Annotated in this window: 16 protein-coding genes; 9 read left to right on the top strand and 7 right to left on the bottom strand. The window is 65.2% G+C overall.

Going from position 1 to position 16,436, the window contains the following annotated elements:
- The 4 genes from efeB to ampC all read right to left on the bottom strand — a co-directional run bounded on the left by efeB (position 1) and on the right by ampC (position 4,838).
- Positions 1-1,311, bottom strand: a complete 1,311-nt coding sequence (efeB, locus tag RRX38_RS07955) for an iron uptake transporter deferrochelatase/peroxidase subunit (protein ID WP_315962152.1) — start codon at positions 1,309-1,311, stop codon at positions 1-3.
- 20 nt (positions 1,312-1,331) lie between these two features.
- On the bottom strand, positions 1,332-2,528 hold the full coding sequence (gene efeO, locus RRX38_RS07950; protein WP_315962151.1) for an iron uptake system protein EfeO: 1,197 nt from the start codon (positions 2,526-2,528) through the stop codon (positions 1,332-1,334).
- A gap of 16 nt (positions 2,529-2,544) precedes the next feature.
- On the bottom strand, positions 2,545-3,387 hold the full coding sequence (efeU, locus tag RRX38_RS07945; protein ID WP_315962150.1) for an iron uptake transporter permease EfeU: 843 nt from the start codon (positions 3,385-3,387) through the stop codon (positions 2,545-2,547).
- 221 nt (positions 3,388-3,608) lie between these two features.
- On the bottom strand, positions 3,609-4,838 hold the full coding sequence (gene ampC, locus RRX38_RS07940; RefSeq protein WP_315962149.1) for a class C beta-lactamase: 1,230 nt from the start codon (positions 4,836-4,838) through the stop codon (positions 3,609-3,611).
- Between the two features lie 179 nt (positions 4,839-5,017).
- Here ampC and RRX38_RS07935 point away from each other — a divergent pair, with 179 nt between their 5' ends.
- The gene (locus RRX38_RS07935) at positions 5,018-6,460 is read left to right on the top strand and encodes a SulP family inorganic anion transporter (RefSeq protein ID WP_315962645.1); all 1,443 of its coding nucleotides are present in this window, start codon (positions 5,018-5,020) and stop codon (positions 6,458-6,460) included.
- A 16-nt stretch (positions 6,461-6,476) separates the two neighbouring features.
- Positions 6,477-7,604: a cell division protein ZapE gene (gene zapE, locus RRX38_RS07930; protein ID WP_315962148.1), complete on the top strand. Its 1,128-nt coding sequence runs from the start codon at positions 6,477-6,479 to the stop codon at positions 7,602-7,604.
- 177 nt (positions 7,605-7,781) lie between these two features.
- Here the strand turns inward: zapE and rarD are convergent, their stop codons facing one another.
- Positions 7,782-8,666 (bottom strand): EamA family transporter RarD, encoded by an 885-nt coding sequence (rarD, locus tag RRX38_RS07925; RefSeq protein WP_295476782.1) that lies wholly within the window; start codon positions 8,664-8,666, stop codon positions 7,782-7,784.
- Positions 8,667-8,950: 284 nt separating this feature from the next.
- On the opposite strand from rarD, the gene RRX38_RS07920 reads away from it, so the two are divergent.
- Together RRX38_RS07920 and RRX38_RS07915 are read left to right on the top strand one after the other, a co-directional pair.
- Positions 8,951-9,601, top strand: a complete 651-nt coding sequence (locus RRX38_RS07920; RefSeq protein WP_295476784.1) for a DUF4214 domain-containing protein — start codon at positions 8,951-8,953, stop codon at positions 9,599-9,601.
- Positions 9,602-9,733: 132 nt separating this feature from the next.
- On the top strand, positions 9,734-10,891 hold the full coding sequence (locus RRX38_RS07915) for an MFS transporter (protein ID WP_315962147.1): 1,158 nt from the start codon (positions 9,734-9,736) through the stop codon (positions 10,889-10,891).
- An 18-nt stretch (positions 10,892-10,909) separates the two neighbouring features.
- Here the strand turns inward: RRX38_RS07915 and RRX38_RS07910 are convergent, their stop codons facing one another.
- Together RRX38_RS07910 and RRX38_RS07905 are read right to left on the bottom strand one after the other, a co-directional pair.
- Positions 10,910-11,746 (bottom strand): PhzF family phenazine biosynthesis protein, encoded by an 837-nt coding sequence (locus RRX38_RS07910; protein WP_295476788.1) that lies wholly within the window; start codon positions 11,744-11,746, stop codon positions 10,910-10,912.
- Between the two features lie 81 nt (positions 11,747-11,827).
- Positions 11,828-12,307, bottom strand: coding sequence for a multidrug/biocide efflux PACE transporter (locus tag RRX38_RS07905; protein WP_315962146.1), 480 nt, complete (start codon positions 12,305-12,307; stop codon positions 11,828-11,830).
- Between the two features lie 96 nt (positions 12,308-12,403).
- Here RRX38_RS07905 and RRX38_RS07900 point away from each other — a divergent pair, with 96 nt between their 5' ends.
- The 5 genes from RRX38_RS07900 (at position 12,404) to RRX38_RS07880 (ending at position 16,345) form a co-directional block, all read left to right on the top strand.
- Complete coding sequence (locus tag RRX38_RS07900; RefSeq protein WP_295476792.1) at positions 12,404-13,282, top strand: LysR family transcriptional regulator; 879 nt, start codon at positions 12,404-12,406, stop codon at positions 13,280-13,282.
- Between the two features lie 102 nt (positions 13,283-13,384).
- A complete protein-coding gene (locus RRX38_RS07895) occupies positions 13,385-14,608 on the top strand; it encodes a SpoIIE family protein phosphatase (RefSeq protein ID WP_315962145.1) in 1,224 nt (407 codons plus the stop codon).
- Positions 14,601-15,176, top strand: a complete 576-nt coding sequence (locus RRX38_RS07890; RefSeq protein ID WP_295476796.1) for a SiaB family protein kinase — start codon at positions 14,601-14,603, stop codon at positions 15,174-15,176. Before RRX38_RS07895 ends, RRX38_RS07890 begins: the two co-directional genes overlap by 8 nt.
- A gap of 18 nt (positions 15,177-15,194) precedes the next feature.
- On the top strand, positions 15,195-15,584 hold the full coding sequence (locus tag RRX38_RS07885; RefSeq protein ID WP_295476798.1) for a DUF1987 domain-containing protein: 390 nt from the start codon (positions 15,195-15,197) through the stop codon (positions 15,582-15,584).
- 11 nt (positions 15,585-15,595) lie between these two features.
- The gene (locus tag RRX38_RS07880) at positions 15,596-16,345 is read left to right on the top strand and encodes a GGDEF domain-containing protein (RefSeq protein WP_315962144.1); all 750 of its coding nucleotides are present in this window, start codon (positions 15,596-15,598) and stop codon (positions 16,343-16,345) included.
- Positions 16,346-16,436: the final 91 nt, after the last annotated feature.

Genomic DNA, 16,436 nt, shown 5'->3' with positions numbered 1-16,436 from the left:
TCAGGCGGTTTCGGGGGCCGGGGCGGCGGCCAGCAGCGAGCGACCGATGAAGTCCTCGTCGTTGGTCACCCCCGGCAGGGTAAAGAAGTAACCGCCGCCGACCGGCTTGAGGTATTCCTCGAGCGGCTCGCCGTTGAGGCGGTTCTGTACGGTGATGAAGCCTTTCTCCAGGTCGGCCTGGTAGCAGATGAACAACAGGCCCATGTCCAGCTGGCCGTTCTTGTTCACGCCGTTGGAGTAATTGAACGGCCGGCGCAGGATCAGGTTCTGGCGGCTGCCCGGGGTGCGCGGGTTGGCCAGGCGGATGTGCGAATCCAGGCGGATCTTCTTGCCCTGCGGGTCGGCGGCGTAGTTCGGCTCGTCGCTTTCCACCTTGCCGTCCAGCGGTGCGCCGCTGTGCTTGGCACGGCCGAAGATCGACTCCTGCTCCTGCAGCGGAGTGCGGTCCCAGCGCTCGACGAAGTTGCGAATGATGCGCACCGCCTGGTAGCTGCCATGCGCGGCCCAGGCGGGCTCGTCGCTGCCGGGCTGGACCCACACCAACTCGTCCATCACCTGGCGGTCGTTGGAGTCCGGGTTGGCCGAGCCATCACGAAAACCCAGGAAGTTGCGTGCGCTCTCGGCAGGCTGTCCGGGCTTCTTCGGCGCTTGCGGCGGCACCGTGCCCTCCTGCTTCCAGCGCACCAGCAACAGGTCGGGCAGGTTTTTCACGATGTCGCGCAGGGCGTGGATGTTGGTGTCCGGGGTGTTGGCGCAGAACTGGATGCTCAGGTCGCCGTGGCAGCTGGCAGCCTCCAGGGCGTCATTGGGAAAGCCGACCATGCGGCTCAGGCGCTTGGGCTTGACCGGGGCCAGGCCGAAGCGCTCGTCGAACAGCGAGTCACCCACCGAGACGGTGATGGTGAGGTTGTCCGGAGTCACCACCGGGCCGAGGATGCCGGAGTCCAGCGGTGGCAGCTTGGGATCGATGTCCTGCACCGGGCCGCCCTTCATCAGAAATGCGATGCGCTCGTTGAGGGTGCGGAACAAGCGCTCCAGGTCCTCGCGATCAGTGGCCAGTACGTCGAAGGCCACCAGCATGCCGGCGGCCGGGCGCGGGTTGACGATGCCGCTCTGGTGCACGCCATGGAAAGGATTGCTGTCCTGGGTACGATCGCTGTCCGGTGCTTCGGTAACCTGCGCGGGGCGGGCCGCCATGGCCGGGCTCGCCAGACTGCTGCCGGCCAGTGCGGCACCGGCGGCGCCAAGGCCCATCAGCACGCGACGACGCTGGGGCGATTCGAGGGCAGGGGAGGCGTCTGGGGTTTTCATCTGAGGGGGTACTCCAAGTGTTACAGGCTCGACAGGCCCAGCGCGGGGTCGATGGCCTGCAGCGCATCGGCGAGGGTCTTGGTCTGGGTGGCGATCTGTTGGCGCATGCCGGCGTCGACCTGGTCGTACGGGCGATAGCCACGGTCGCGGGTCAGGCTGTCGAAGGTGGTGTCCAGCTCGGCGGCTGCGGCGTCCAGGCGCTGCAGCAGCTCGGCATGGTTGCGCGCCAACAGCGGGCGCAGCAGATCGATGACCTTGCCGGCGCCCTCCAGGTTGGCAGCGAAGCCGTTCAGGTCGGTGTGGCTGTAGCGTTCTTCCTCGCCCTGGCTACGGTTCTCGGCCAGGCTCAGCAGGTTACGCACCACCATGCCGGTCAACTGATCGGGGGCGATGCTCTGCGCCAGCAGCGCCTGCTTGAGCCGGGTGACGTCGTCGGCCAGCTTGCCCGCCACCGGCGCCAGGCCCTGCACGCTGGCCTGCTTGAACAAGGCGTACTCGATACGGTGGAAGCCTCCGAAGCCCGGGTCTTGCTCGCGTTTCTCGAAGTAGTCGGCGCGGGCGTTGATGGCGTTGTCCAGTTCCGCCAGGCGCTGCGCCGCCGGGGCGATGCGCTGATAGGCCGCGCGGGCCGGCAGGTAGGCGCGGCGTGCGGCGTCCAGGTCGCCGGCTGCGATGGCCTGCTGCAGGGCCGCTGTCGCCTTGATCAATGCCGTACCTTGCTGGCTGAGGTACACCCGGTACTCCGACAGCGGGCCGATGAACGCGGTCAGCGTCGGTCGTGCCCTGGCCTGGGCTTCGGACTCCGCAGTCGGGGTCACGTGCAGGGTGCCGCGCGGGTTGCTCAGCAGCCCGCAGGTGATGGTGTAGTCGCCTGGGCGCAGGTTGGCGTTGATCACCTGGCTCATGCCAGGGGCGATGTTCTCGCGTTCTTCGATCACCAGCACACCGTCGAGGATCTCCCACTCCACGGCACGCTCCGACTGGTTGACGATGCGGAAGCTGTGCTTGCCGGCGGCCACGCTCAACGCATTCGGCTCGCAACTGCGCGGGTGGATGTTCACCACGGTTTCGTTGCCAGCGTTGGCCGCGCGCTTGTCGGCGGCCACCCGGGCGGCGTAGTAGAACAGCCCGCCGGCGGCGAACATCAGCACCACCGAGCCGGCCACGGCCAGGCGCAGGGCACGGGGAGACCAGGCTCCCGTCGAGGGGTTGGACATGCGAGCCTCTTGAAAGCTATGAATGAGTGACGGCCGGGCGGTCGCCCTGCCGAGCGGGGCGGTACGGCAGGAAGAACAGCACCAGCGCCGCCACCAGGTAAATCAGCCAGGCACCGAGGGTGCTGACCGTCGGTGCGTCCTGATAGCCGAACATTCCGGCCAGCACCGAACCGATGGGGCCGTCCATCGGCAGTGTGGCGCTGATGTCGAAGACCACATCCTGCAGGTGGTTCCACAGGCCGGCTTCATGCAGGGCCTGCACCGAGTTGGCGAGGATGCCGGCGGCCACCACCAGGATGAACAGGCCGGTCCAGCGGAAGAACTGCCCCAGGTTCAGGCGCAGGCTGCCGCGGTACAGGGCCACGCCTACGGCCACCGAGACCAGCAGGCCGAGCAGGGCGCCCAGCGGTGCGCCAGCGCCGTTGCTCTGCTGGAACACCGCGAGCAGGAAGAACACGGTTTCCAAGCCTTCGCGGGCGACGGCGAAGAACACCATGGCGATCAGCGCCCAGGTCTGGTTGCGTGAGCCGGACAGGGCGCTGTCCAGCGACTGGTGCAATTCGCGCTTGATCGAGCGGGCGACCTTGCGCATCCAGAACACCATCGAGCTGAGAATGCCCACCGCCGCCAGGCCCACCAGGCCTTCGAACAGCTCCTGCTCCTTCTGCGGGAACTCGGCGCTGACCAGCTGCAGGCCGCCACCGACGAACAGCGCCAGGGCCGCCGCGAGGAACACGCCAACCCACACCGCTGGCATCCAGGCGCCGCGGCCGGTCTGTTTCAGATAGGAAGCAATGATGCCGACGATGAGCGCGGCTTCGATGCCTTCACGCAGCATGATCAGGAAAGGAACGAGCATTTTTCACCAGGAATGACGACGGGCGGGTGAAGTGTTTCAACCTGTTGCGGCTGTAACAATGCGCAACATAATGATAGTCATTCCCGAATGGGGATAGTTGTTTTTCGCAAAACCGCCGGGCTGTTCAGTTCAGGTTCAGCTCATCGGCAGGCCCTGGCGGGATGCACCGCCAAGGCTTGCCAGCGTCGAGCTGGGTCAGCATCGGGCAAAGCCCGAAGTGCTTAGCGATTGAACGACGGGTCTATGGCTTTGAGGATGCGGTAGGCCAGGCGCACCCGCTCGGCGTTGGGGTAATTGCGGTTGGCGAGGATCACCACACCCAGCTGGCGGTCCGGGATGAACGCCACATAGCCGCCGAAGCCATTGGTGGAGCCGGTCTTGTTGATCCAGGTGCCAGGCGCTGGCGCACGCGGTGGTTTCAGTTCCTGGGCAGGCTGGGTCTTGAGGGCCATTTCGTTGGCATTGCCGGCCAGCAGGGTGTCGAGCCTGACCGGGGCGGGGTAGCTTTCCCAGGCCAGCGCCTGGGTGGTGTGGCCAAAGGTGAAATGCCCGGTCTGTGCGGCCAGCAACGCACGCTGCAGGGGCGTTTGCGCCTGGCTGGCCTGGATGTTCGCCTCGACGAAGCGGATCAGGTCGCGGCTGCTGGACTTGATCCCATAGGCTTCATCGGCAAGCACGCCGGGGTTGACCCGCACCGGCGTGTTCTCGCGGTCGTAGCCCTGGGCGTAAAGCCCCTGAGCGTCCTGCGGCACGCTGACGAACGTCGCCGATAGCTTCAGGTCAGGCAGCAAGCCCTGTTGCATGGCTTGTTCGAACGGCTGGCCAAGGGCACGGGCGGCGATCACGCCCAGCAGGCCGATGCTCGGGTTGGCGTAGCTACGGTGGGTGCCGGGCAGGTACTGCGGTTGCCAGTTCCTGAAGTAATCCATCAGTTGCCGGTCGTCCTGTACGGCATCCGGTACCTGCAGGGGAAAACCGCCGACGGTGTGAGTGGCGAGGTGCAGCATGGGGATCTTGCCCAGGCGGCTGCCTTCCAGGGCTGGCAGGGCGGTGCCGATATCATCCGCCAGGTTGAGCTTGCCTTGTTCCTGGGCCAGGGTGGCCAGGGTGGCGGTGAAGGTCTTGCTGATCGAGCCCAGCTCGAACAGGGTGTCGTTGCTCACCGGCTGCCGGCTGGTCTTGTCGGCTACGCCAAAGCTGTAGAAGCGTTCGGTGCCGTGGTCGGTGACGGCGATGGCCATGCCGGCAATGCCTTGCTTGCGCATCACCTCGCGGGCGGCGTTCTGGATCACACGGTCTTGCTGGGTACGTTGCACCCGTGCATGGTCGATGGCGGCGCGGTCGCGGCCGATGGGGGAAGCTGCCGGGGCAGCGGGGGCGTCCAGGCTCCATGCCGGAGTGGCGGCCAGGCTGGTGCAGGCGGCCAGGGCCAGGTAAATCGTCCTGTGCATTGCGGTTCCTCTGTAGGGGTCGAAACCCTTCAAAACTAAGTGGTGCGGTGCAGCACTCAGCAGACATTCGTCTACCAAGACCCACCTATGATGGACCATTGTTACTGCGTGTGTCTGTTCGCATCCGGCGCCTTTGCGTAACATGCCAGCCTTTTACCCGCCTCAAGGCCCGTGTTTTGATCAAATCCCGCCACCTCCGCGCCGACGTCCTGGCCGGCCTGACCACTGCTTTCGCCCTGGTGCCCGAGTGCATCGCCTTCGCCCTGGTGGCGCACCTCAACCCGCTGATGGGACTGTATGGCGCGTTCATGATCTGCACCCTGACCGCCCTGTTCGGCGGCCGTCCGGGCATGGTGTCCGGCGCCGCCGGTTCCATGGCGGTGGTGATCGTCGCCCTGGTGGTCGAGCACGGCGTGCAGTACCTGCTGGCCACGGTGCTGCTCAGTGGGCTGCTGATGGTGCTGTTCGGTGTGCTGCGCCTGGGCAAGCTGGTGCGCCTGGTGCCGTACCCGGTGATGCTGGGCTTCGTCAACGGCCTGGCCATCGTCATCGCCATGGCCCAGCTGGAGCACTTCCAGCACGACGGCGCCTGGCTTGGCGGCACGCCGCTGTACATCATGCTCGGCCTGGTGGCGCTGACCATGGCCATCGTCTACCTGCTGCCGCGTCTGACCCGCGCTGCACCGCCGGCGCTGGTGGCGATCCTCGGCGTCGGGCTGGCGGTGTACCTGCTTGACCTGCCGACCCGCACCCTGGGCGACATGGCGCACATCGCCGGTGGCCTGCCGAGCTTCAGCTGGCCGCAAGTGCCGTGGAATCTGCACACCCTGTACATCGTCGCGCCCTACGCGCTGGTGATGGCCATGGTCGGGCTGCTGGAGACGCTGCTGACCCTCAACCTCACCGACGAGATCACCGAGAGCCGTGGCTACCCGGACCGCGAGTGCGTGGCCTTGGGCGCGGCCAACATGGTCTCTGGTGTATTCGGCGGCATGGGTGGCTGCGCGATGATCGGCCAGACGGTGATCAACCTCAGTTCCGGTGGCCGTGGCCGGTTGTCCGGCGTGGTGGCCGGGCTGATGGTGCTGATATTCGTGCTGTTTCTCTCGCCGCTGATCGAGCGTATTCCGCTGGCGGCACTGGTCGGGGTGATGTTCGTGGTGGCCCAGCAGACCTTTGCCTGGGCTTCGCTGCGTATTCTGCGCAAGGTGCCGACCAGCGACATGCTGGCCATCGTCGCGGTAACCGTGGTGACGGTGCTCACCGACCTGGCCATGGCGGTGCTCTTCGGGGTCATAGTCGCGGCCCTGGATTTCGCCTGGAAGCATGCCCGCGAGCTGTACACCGATGCCCACGAGGCCGCCGATGGCAGCAAGGTCTACCAGGTGCGCGGCACGCTGTTCTTCGCCTCCACCACGCGTTTTCTCGAACAGTTCGACCCGCAGGCTGACCCGGCCCTGGTCGTGCTGGACTGCCAGCACCTGAGTTTCGTCGACTATTCGGCCATCGCCGCGCTCAAGACCCTGCGCGAGCGCTACGAGAAGGCTGGCAAGCACCTGCGTGTGGTGCACCTTTCCGAGCGCTGCCGCAGCCTGCTAAGGCGAGTCGGCGTCCAGCATTAGAACAAGGAGCGTAAACATGCCCGGTCTGTCGCCTTTACAAGCCTACGAACATGCCTTGGAGCGGGGCTTTCTGCCCGACGCTTCGCAACGCGAGGCGGCCGAGCAGTTGCAGGCCTGCTGGCAGGCGCTGGCGGCGGGCAAGGCCCGGCCCCGCGGCATTTACCTGTGGGGGCCGGTGGGGCGGGGCAAAACCTGGCTGATGGACCGCTTCCATGAAAGCCTGCAGGTGCCAAGCCTGCAGGTGCCGTCGCGGCGCCAGCACTTTCATCACTTCATGCGCTGGGTGCACAAGCGCATGTTCGAACTGACCGGCACGGCCCAGCCGCTGGCGAGCATTGCCCGGGAACTGGCCGGCGACGTTCGGGTGCTGTGCTTCGATGAGTTCTTCGTCACCGACATCGGCGACGCGGTGATTCTTGGCGGTCTGTTGCAGACCCTGTTCGAAGAGGGCGTGGTGCTGGTCTGTACCTCGAACATTCCGCCGCCGGAGCTGTACAGTCATGGCCACAACCGTGAGCGATTCATGCCGGCCATCGCCGCCATCGAACGGCATATGCAAGTGGTGCGGGTCGATGGTGGCGAAGACCATCGCCTGCACCCCGGCCAGCTGTTGCAACGCTACTGGGTGCGCGAGGCGGGCCAGCCCAGCGCCCTGGGCGAGGTGTTCCAGGCGCTGACCACCGGGCAGACCGTCCATGACACCCAGGTGATGCTGGGTTACCGCAGCGTCAACGTGGTGCAGCATACCGACAACGTGATCTGGTGCCGCTACCGCGACCTGTGCGAACAGCCGTTGGCAGCCATGGATTTCATCGCCCTGTGCGACCGCTTTGCGGTGGTGATGCTCAGTGAGGTGCCGTCGCTCAGTGCCGCACAGCGTGAAGCGAAGATCGCCCGTGGCACCGAAGACGGTGCCGAGCAGGTCAAGGCCGGCGACCGTGAACTGCCGCAGCTGTCGCCCAAGGACGACGGCGTGCGGCGCTTCATCGCCCTGGTCGATGAATGCTACGACCGGCGCGTGCCCCTCTACGTTGAAGCCTCGGTGCCCATGGAACAGCTGTACACCGAGGGCTACCTGGGCTTCGCCTTCCAGCGCACCCTCAGCCGCCTTCAGGAAATGCAGCTGCAGCGCTTCACCGAATGAGCGGCAACAGCGTCAGGCAGGTAACGGCTTCAGCCGCGAAGCGGCCTTAAGGCCAATGCAGTTCGGTTAGACCGGGTAGGAGCGGCTTCAGCGAAGCGACCGCATGTTCACAGCAGATGCAGTTAATTTCCTGGCGCTTTCGCGGCTGAAGCCGCTCCTACCGGGCCACACAAGACCTCAAAGCGCATTGCGCCGACGCTGCGCGAGCAGGTGGCGCGCGCCTTCTAGGATCAGCACCAGCACCGCCAGCCAGATCGGGATATAGGTCAGCCATTCATCCGGACCGATGCTCTCGCCCAGCAGCAGCGCCACCCCAACCAGCAGCACGGGCTCCACATAGCTGAGCAGCCCGAACAGGCTGAACGGCAGGAGCCGGCTGGCCAGCAGGTAACTGACCAGCGCCGAGGCGCTGATCACCCCGAGCAGAGGAATCAGCAGGTACAGGCGCGGGGTTTCCTGGGCAGCGGCGGGGTTGCCACTGAGGATGAACCACACGCCTACCGGCAGCATGAACAGCATGTCGAACCACAGGCCGCCGAGGTTATCGGTCTTGAGCTTGCGGCGCAGCACGAAATACACCGGGTAGCCGGCCGCGACCACCAACGTCTCCCAGGAAAAGCTGCCCAGGCGCCAGACCTCATGGGCGACACCGAAACTGGCGAAGGCGGCGGCGATCTTCTGCAGGTGCGAGAGATGTTCGCCATACACCACGCGGCCGGTGAGGATCATGGTCAAGGGCAGCAGGAAATAGCCCAGCGAGACTTCCAGGCTGCGACCGTGCAACGGCGCCCACATGAACAGCAGTAGCTGGATGCCCATCAGCAGCGACGACAGCATGATGCCCATCACCAGGGCCGGCTGTTGCAGCAGGCGCGCGGCCATGGCCCGTACCAGCGGCCAGTCGCCGCTGGCCATCATGAACAGGGTCACGCAAGGCACGGTCAGCAGCATGCGCCAGCCGAAGATTTCCTCGCCGCTGAGCGGGGTCATCAGGGAGGTGTAGTAGTACATGACCCCGAACAAGCAGGAAGCCAGTACCGAGAGCGCGATGCCTTTCTGCACGGAAGACTCTTGATATGGGTGAAGTAGAAGAAGGTCCCTGCACCGGAATGGGGCGGGGCGGCTATTCTAGGGGCTGTGCATGATTCAGAACAGCCGTGTCATCGAAATTGCAACAGATCATCAGCCCACGCCTGTCCAGAAGCGTCCTGCGAATACTTCTCCCCGCATTTTAGAAGGGGTTTTACCGACGAGTTTGTTACCAATCTTTAAGCTTGGTTTAAGCCATGGACCGTACCTTCCTCGCCATCACATTGATGTTCAATCTGGGAAGAGGGATGGCAGGCATGGCAGAAGTCGATCTGAAGCGTTTCGATATCGTCAATGGGCAGGTCCAGGGTGTGTACGAATGGGACGACGGCGTCTGGGAAGTCGATGCCATCGAGGCGGACGAGCGCTATACGGTGTCGGGCTCCGACGTCGTGCATGAAGAGCGTGACGATGGCTGGGTGGAAACTACCCTGTATCGCGACACAGACGGCTCCGGCACCTACAGGGAAATCTCGGTATCGCACAGCCGTGAGGGCGCAGGCGTTTCAGGCACGAGTGATGCCGCATTGGCCCGGCTGTACATGGCGGTCTTCGATCGCAGCCCCGACCTTGGCGGTTTCCGCTACTGGGAGCAGCAGGCCGACCGCGGCATGGGCGTGAGCGATATCGCTGCCAGTTTCATCAACGGCAATGAGTTCCAGCAGTCCTACGGGGCGCTGGACGACTCGGCGTTCGTCGATCGTCTGTACCTGAACGTGCTTGACCGCCCGGCGGACAGCGGTGGCAAGGACTGGTGGATGAGCATGCTGCAGGGCCAGAGCATGAACCGCCAGGAAGTGGTGGTGGCGTTCTCCGAATCGGCCGAATTCGTTGCGCTGAGCGACCCTGCCGTGACGCAGTTCCTGCAACTGGTCGGGCAGCCTGTGAACAGCGACGCACCGTTCTGACCGCTCCTGCCTGCGTATCGGATCGGGCGGGCCGTTTAAAAGGCGCGGCATTCGTGCCTGGCCGGGACTTTCCGGGCCGGAGCCTGTCTCAGAGTTGCACCGTCCGACTACCGTCATGCACAAGGAGCCGCCATGACCGCGCTTGAAACCCCAGCTGTTCACACCGGCAGCACGCCGCGCCAGGAACAGATGGCTACCCGCCTGGCATTTTTCATCGCCGGTTTCTGTATGGCTGCCTGGGCACCTTTGGTGCCTTATGCCAAGGCTCGGGTAGGGCTGGAGGACGGCATGCTGGGCCTGCTGCTGCTGTGCCTGGGCATCGGCTCGATCACTGCCATGCCGCTCGCCGGTGCCCTGGCCGCTCGCTGGGGCTGCCGGCGCCTGCTGGTGGGCGGCAGTGTCCTGATCTGCCTGTGCCTGCCGTTGCTGGCGACCCTGGAAAGTCTGCCGCTGCTGGTGGCGACGCTGTTCGTGTTCGGCGTGGGCATGGGCGCGGTGGATTGCACTGCCAATGTCCAGGCGGTGATCGTCGAGCGGGCCAGCGGCAAGACCATGATGTCGGGCTTCCATGGCCTGTTCAGCCTGGGCGGTATCGTCGGTGCCGCTGGCGTCAGTGCCTTGCTGGCCCTGGGGGCTTCGCCGCTGCTGGCGATTCTGGTAGTGGTGGCGGTCACCCTGGCGACCATGCTCAAGGCCATGCCGCATTTGCTGCCTTATGGCAGCGCCGCCGAGGGGCCGGCGTTCGCCATTCCCCATGGTGTGGTGCTGTTCATCGGCCTGTTGTGCTTTACGGTGTTTCTCGCCGAAGGCGCGATGCTGGACTGGAGCGCGGTGTTTCTCACCTCCGTGCGGGGCATGGAGACCGCCTACGCCGGGCTGGGCTATGCGGTGTTCGCGGTGACCATGACCTTCGGCCGGCTGTTCGGCGACGCCATCGTGCGCCGCGTCGGCCCCCACCGCATCATCATCCTTGGCGGCCTGCTGGCGGCCAGCGGCCTCTGCGTGGCCACACTGGTGCCGGCCTGGGAAGCTGCGTTGCTGGGCTATGCCCTGGTGGGCGCGGGGTGCTCGAACATCGTGCCGGTGTGCTACAGCGCGGTGGGTCGGCAGCAGAGCATGCCGGAAAGCGTGGCGATCCCGGCGGTCACCACCCTGGGCTACGCCGGCATCCTGATGGGGCCGGCGGCCATTGGTTTCGTCGCGCACATCAGCAGCCTGGGCGTGGCGTTTCTGGTGGTGGCGGCGATGCTGCTGGGGGTGGCGGCCAGCGGCAGCCAGCTCAACCCGTAGGCGCGGCTGAAGCCGCTGCTACAGATAGCGCGCCATCCCCGACACACGGATCGAGCTGCCTGGCTGGGCACTGATTTCCGCACGCAGCCGCGACGGGCTGCCCATGTCTTCGCCCTGCAGAATGTCGATCACCCCACCGTGCGGCCAGCCGATGTCACGCAGGTAGCCGGCCAGTGCGGCAGTCGCCGCGCCGGTCGCCGGGTCTTCGTAGACACCGCCGAAGGCGAAGGGGTTGCGGGTGTGGAAGAACTGCTCGGTCTCGGCATACACCAGCACGATGGTCGCCCAGCCCTCGCGGACCATCAGCTCGCGACCGGCGGCCTGGTCGTAGTGCATGGCCTTGAGCGCCGCACGGCTGTTCAACGCCAGCACCAGATGCCCGGCGCCGCCGTTGATCGCGGCAGGCGGGATACGCGGGTCGAGTTGCTCATGGCCATAGCCGAACAGCTGCAAGGCTTCCTGCAGCAGCGCGTCGCTGACCGGCTGGCTGTGCGTCGGCGGCGATTGCAGGGCGGCCGAGACCAGCTTGCCCTGGGCGTGGCCTTCGACGGTGATGCGCGCCTGGTTGAGTTGCAGGTCGAAGATGCCGTCGCCTTCACGGGCCGCCAGCGCTGCGCCCAAGGCGATGGTGGCGTGGCCACAGAACGGCACTTCGGCCAAGGGTGAGAAATAGCGCACGCGAAAGCTGCCATCGGCCTGTTGCGCGGCGAACGCGGTTTCGGAAAAGCCCACCTCGGCGGCGATGCGTTGCATGCTGGCGTCGTCCGGCAAGGTTGCGCCGATCCACACCCCCGCCGGGTTGCCGCCCTGGTCGCCGTCGCTGAAGGCGGCCAGCTTGAGTATCTCGGTCATCATCACTGCTCCCTGTTGTCAGGCGCCCAGTGTGCCTCAAGGCGAGGCGCCCGAAACCATACAGAAGGGCGGTTTTGCGACCATTCAGTGTCGGCAGTGCGCCACCGGCTGGCGGGTCAGCAGGCGTTCGCGCAGCAGGTCGTAGGTCCAGTTGAACGCCAGGGTGTAGGGCAGGAAGAACAGCAGCACGCCGATATCCAGCCAGAAGGCCTGGACCAGGCTGATCGACAGCCACCAGGCCGCCAGCGGGACGACGATCACCACCAGCCCGCCCTCGAAGGCGATCGCATGCAGGGCGCGGGTGGTGAAGGTCATGGCGAACCGGCGGCGCGCCCGCAGGCGGTCGAACGCGGCGTTGAACAGCATGTTCCACAGCATGGCAGCGGTGGAGATCATCACCGTCAGCGCACCCATGCTGCCCAGCGAGCGGTCCATCACCCAGGCCAGCACTGGCGCGCAGATCAGCACGCCGATGGCTTCGAACAGCAAGGCATGCAGAATCCGCTCGCGCAGGGTCTTGGCGGGCACGGCCGGAGTGGAGGAGTGGGGCTGTGCAGCGTTCATGGCAGAGGCTCCGAAGTCGGAAAAGCCTGCATTCTCATCGGTCACCCGAGTAAAGTGAAAATACTTACCATCGGTAAAACCGATAAGAGGCCTGTGATGAACTACTCCCCCGAAGCCCTGCAAGCCTTCGTGCAGATCGCTGCCCTGGGCTCGTTCAGCGCCGCCGCCCGGCGCCTGGGCAAGAGCCAGTCGACGCTCAGCGAAGCCATCGCGCGTCTGGAAATCGACCTGGACCTGAAGCTTTTCGACCGTTCCGGTCGCCAACCGGTGCTCACCGACGCCGGTCGGGCGATGCTCGAACGGGTCGAGGACGTGCTGTGTGCCCAGGACCTGCTGCGCCGCACCGCAGGCCGCCTGGCCGCTGGGGTCGAGCCGCGCCTGACCCTGGTGTTGTCCGACGCCAACCAGTTCGTCGAATTCGAGACGCGTATGACCGAGCTGGACCAGCGTTTTCCGGACCTGGAGTTCGAATGCATGTTCGCCGAGCATGGCGACGCCATCAGCCTGATCCAGAGTGGTCGCGCCACCCTCGGGCTGCTCTCGGCCCAGGCCAGCTATCCGCCTGAGATCGGCCACGCGACCATCGCCGAGCGTGCCAATTTCGGCCTGTTCGTCGCCCATGCCCACCCCCTGGCGGCGCTGGAGACGGTGAGCTACCAGCAGTTGGCTGAACACCGCGCGCTGCGTCTCAACACCCTGGTCGAACACAGCGTGCCGGCCAACGACCTGCCGATCAGAGGGCGGCGCAGCTGGTCGGCGCCCAATTACCTGCTGCTGATGGACATGGCGGCGTTCGGCTTCGGCTGGGCGGCGTTGCCGCGCTGGCTGGTGTCCGGTTATGCCAGCGGGCGGCTCAAGGAACTGCAGGTGCCCGGCTGGCCGCGCAGTGGCCCGGTGGATGTGATCTGGTCCCGGCAGCGCGGGCTGGGGCCTGCAGGTGCCTGGCTGCTCGACACCCTGATGCCTGCGCAGTGAGCGCCGTCATCGCTATGTAATATCACTTTAATATCGCTGGTGTAGGGTCATGTATTTACGATGCGCAGTGGCCCGCCCATGCAAGCCGAACATTTCCAATTCATGCGTCCCCGATTGCCTCGCGACCACAAGAGTGCCGGTGACCTGTGCAACTACGTCCCTGCAGTCGATGCCGAGGCCACCAATTCGCTGGTCATGGAAATCTTCACGGCGCAGCGCGATCTGGTATGCCTGGCGGTGGTGGACGAAGAACGTCCCATCGGCCTGATCAACCGCAACATCTTCCTGTCGCAGATGAGCAAGCTCTATCACCGTGAGCTGTACGACAAGAAAAGCTGCATCGCCTTCATGGACAAGGACCCGCTGATCGTCGACGCCGGCATGAGCATCGAAGAGCTGACCTTCAAGACCGTCGAGTTCGGTGAAAAGGCCCTGGCCGATGGCTTCGTGGTGACCCGCCAGGGGCGCTTCGCGGGGCTGGGCAACGGCCTGCAGCTGATCGCCGTGGTGGCCGCCATGCAGGCGGAAAAAAACCGCCAGATGATGCAGAGCATCGAATACGCCAGCGTCATCCAGAAGGCCATGTTGCGCGCCTCCCGCGATACCCTGGCGTCGACCCTGAGTGACGCGGCGCTGGTCTGGGAGCCGCGCGATGTAGTGGGGGGCGACTTCTACCATTTCTGCACCTACCCCGATGGCTGGTTCGGTGCCATCGCCGACTGCACCGGCCATGGCGTGCCCGGCGCCTTCATGACCCTGATCGCGTCCAGCGCCCTGGGCCAGGCCCTGGAGCAGCATGGCCCGCGCAACCCGGCGACGTTGCTGTCGGCGGTGAACCGCAGTGTCAAGGGCATGCTCGGCCAGGACCGCGATGGCGACGGCATGCCGGAGTCCGACGACGGCCTGGATGCGGCGTTCTTCTGGTTCGACACCCAGACCTGGACGCTGCGCTTCGCCGGCGCGCGCCTGTCGTTGCAGGTGCTCTACCCGGAGGCCGCGCAGTTCGAAGTCATCGCCGGCCAGCGCATGGGCGTGGGCTACGTCGACAGTGGCATGGATTATCAGTGGGAGCTGCACAGCGTGCCCCTGGAACCGGGCAGCCTGATCTTCATCGCCACTGACGGCTTGACCGACCAGATCGGCGGCGCCAAGCACATCGCCTTCGGCAAGCGCCGGGTCTTCGAGAGCCTGCTGGCCAACTGCGACCGGCCCGCCGCCGAGATCGGCCAGGGCCTGCTGCACAGCCTCTCGCAATGGCAGGGCGAACAGAACCGCCGCGACGACCTGACTTTCTTTTGCGCCCGCCTCAGGAGCCATGATGACTAATCTGCTATGCGCCACTCAGGACCACGACATGAGCTTTTTCGACCTTGCCCAGCAGCGCAACGTGATCTTCTACCACATGGGCTACTTCTCCCACAGCGTGGTCTCGGCCATGGCCGAAGTGGTCAAGCTGCAACTGGAAGTCTCCGGGGTCAGCGGGCCGACCCGCCGCAAGCTGTTCTCTTCGTTCATCGAACTGTCGCAGAACATCGTGCATTACTCGGCCGACACCCTCGGCGCCGCCACCGAGAGCGAGACGCCGCTGCGTCAGGGCTCGGTGTGTATCAGTGCGGCAAACGACCGCTACACCATGCTGTGCGCCAACCCGGTGGCCAGCACCGAAGTCGAGCGCTTGCGCTCCAACCTCGAACCGCTACGCGGCATGTCGGTCGAGGAAATCAAGCAGGCCTACAAGGTATCCCTGCGCGCTGAAACACCCGAAGGCAGCAAAGGCGCCGGGCTGGGCTTCCTGACCATGGCCCGCGATGCCAGCGAGCCGCTGGAGTACAGCTTCCAGCCGCGTCCGGAAGATCCCCAAACCACCCTGTTCTGCCTCAAAGCCACCATCTGAACGGAGTCCTTCAACGCCATGGACAATTATTTCGTCGCTGCCACGGCCACCTCGCCGGAAGTCGATTTTCGCTATGACCAGCAGCTGCTGACCATCAAGGGCGAGTCTTACCCAGAGAACGCCGCCGCCTTCTATGCGCCCATCGTCCAGCAATTGCGCGAATTCCTCGACGAATGCCACGCTACGGTGATCACCGCCAATATCGCCCTGGCCTACTTCAACAGCTCCAGCACCAAGATGCTGTTCAACATCTTCGATACCCTCGACCATGCGGCGATCGCCGGCAACAAGGTGGTGGTCAACTGGTATCACGACGAGGAGGACGAGACCATCTTCGAGTTCGGAGAAGAGCTGAAGGCCGACTTCACGTCGTTGACCTTCAACGATCACCCCGTTTCCATTTCTTGAGGAAAGAGGCCATGCCGACCTCAGGTTCTGTGCTCCAGGTGCGAGCCGATCAGGCCGTTGACCTGTTCAGCAGCGAAACCGACGCCCTGGCCCGGGCGCGCGCGGTGCTGGCGCAGGCCGATGGCGAGGCGGGCCTGTATCGGCAGTCGCTGAGCGAGCTGACCGGGCACTTCGAGCGTCTGATTCGTGAAACCCGCCGGCTGATCACCCGCAGTGACCGTGCCGAACGGGACATGAACGCCCTCAACCTGCAGCTGCAGACCCTGGCCGAACAGTTGGAATTCCGTGCCACTCACGACGCCCTGACCGGGGTTCTCAACCGGGGAGCGGTGATCGAACGCGCCAAGCGCCTGCTGGAAAGCAGCGGCGCGGTGCTGATCGTGCTGGATATCGACCTGTTCAAGCAGATCAACGACGACTTCGGCCACCCGGCGGGCGACGCGGTGATCTGCGGCATCGTCGAATGCCTGACGCCGATCGTGGCCAAGGCCGGCGTGATCGGTCGGGTCGGCGGTGAAGAGTTCACCGTGGTCCTGCCCGGTGACAGCCTGCAGCAAGGGTTGGAACTGGCCGAATGCATGCGCCAGGCCATCGCTGCGCATGGGTTTGCGGCCCCGGTCAACCGGCAGATCACTGCCAGTTTCGGGGTCAGCGCCTGCCCGGCGGGCAGCCGTTTCGATGCCGCCTACAGCAGCGCCGACAGCGCGCTGTACCGCGCCAAGCGGGGCGGGCGCAATCGTGTGGAGCCGGCTGCCGACTGAAGCACGTACCGTCAATCGCCCGGCAGGTGCGTGCGGCGGGTCGCGCCGAGCCAAATGTCTGGCACTCTGCCATAATGCTCGGCACCTGCGA

Origin of the sequence: Pseudomonas sp. DTU_2021_1001937_2_SI_NGA_ILE_001 (assembly GCF_032463525.1) — a bacterium.
In the GTDB taxonomy this organism is placed as follows: domain Bacteria; phylum Pseudomonadota; class Gammaproteobacteria; order Pseudomonadales; family Pseudomonadaceae; genus Aquipseudomonas.
Note: the sequence above shows the minus strand (reverse complement) of the source record. Positions and strands in the feature narration are given on the sequence as shown.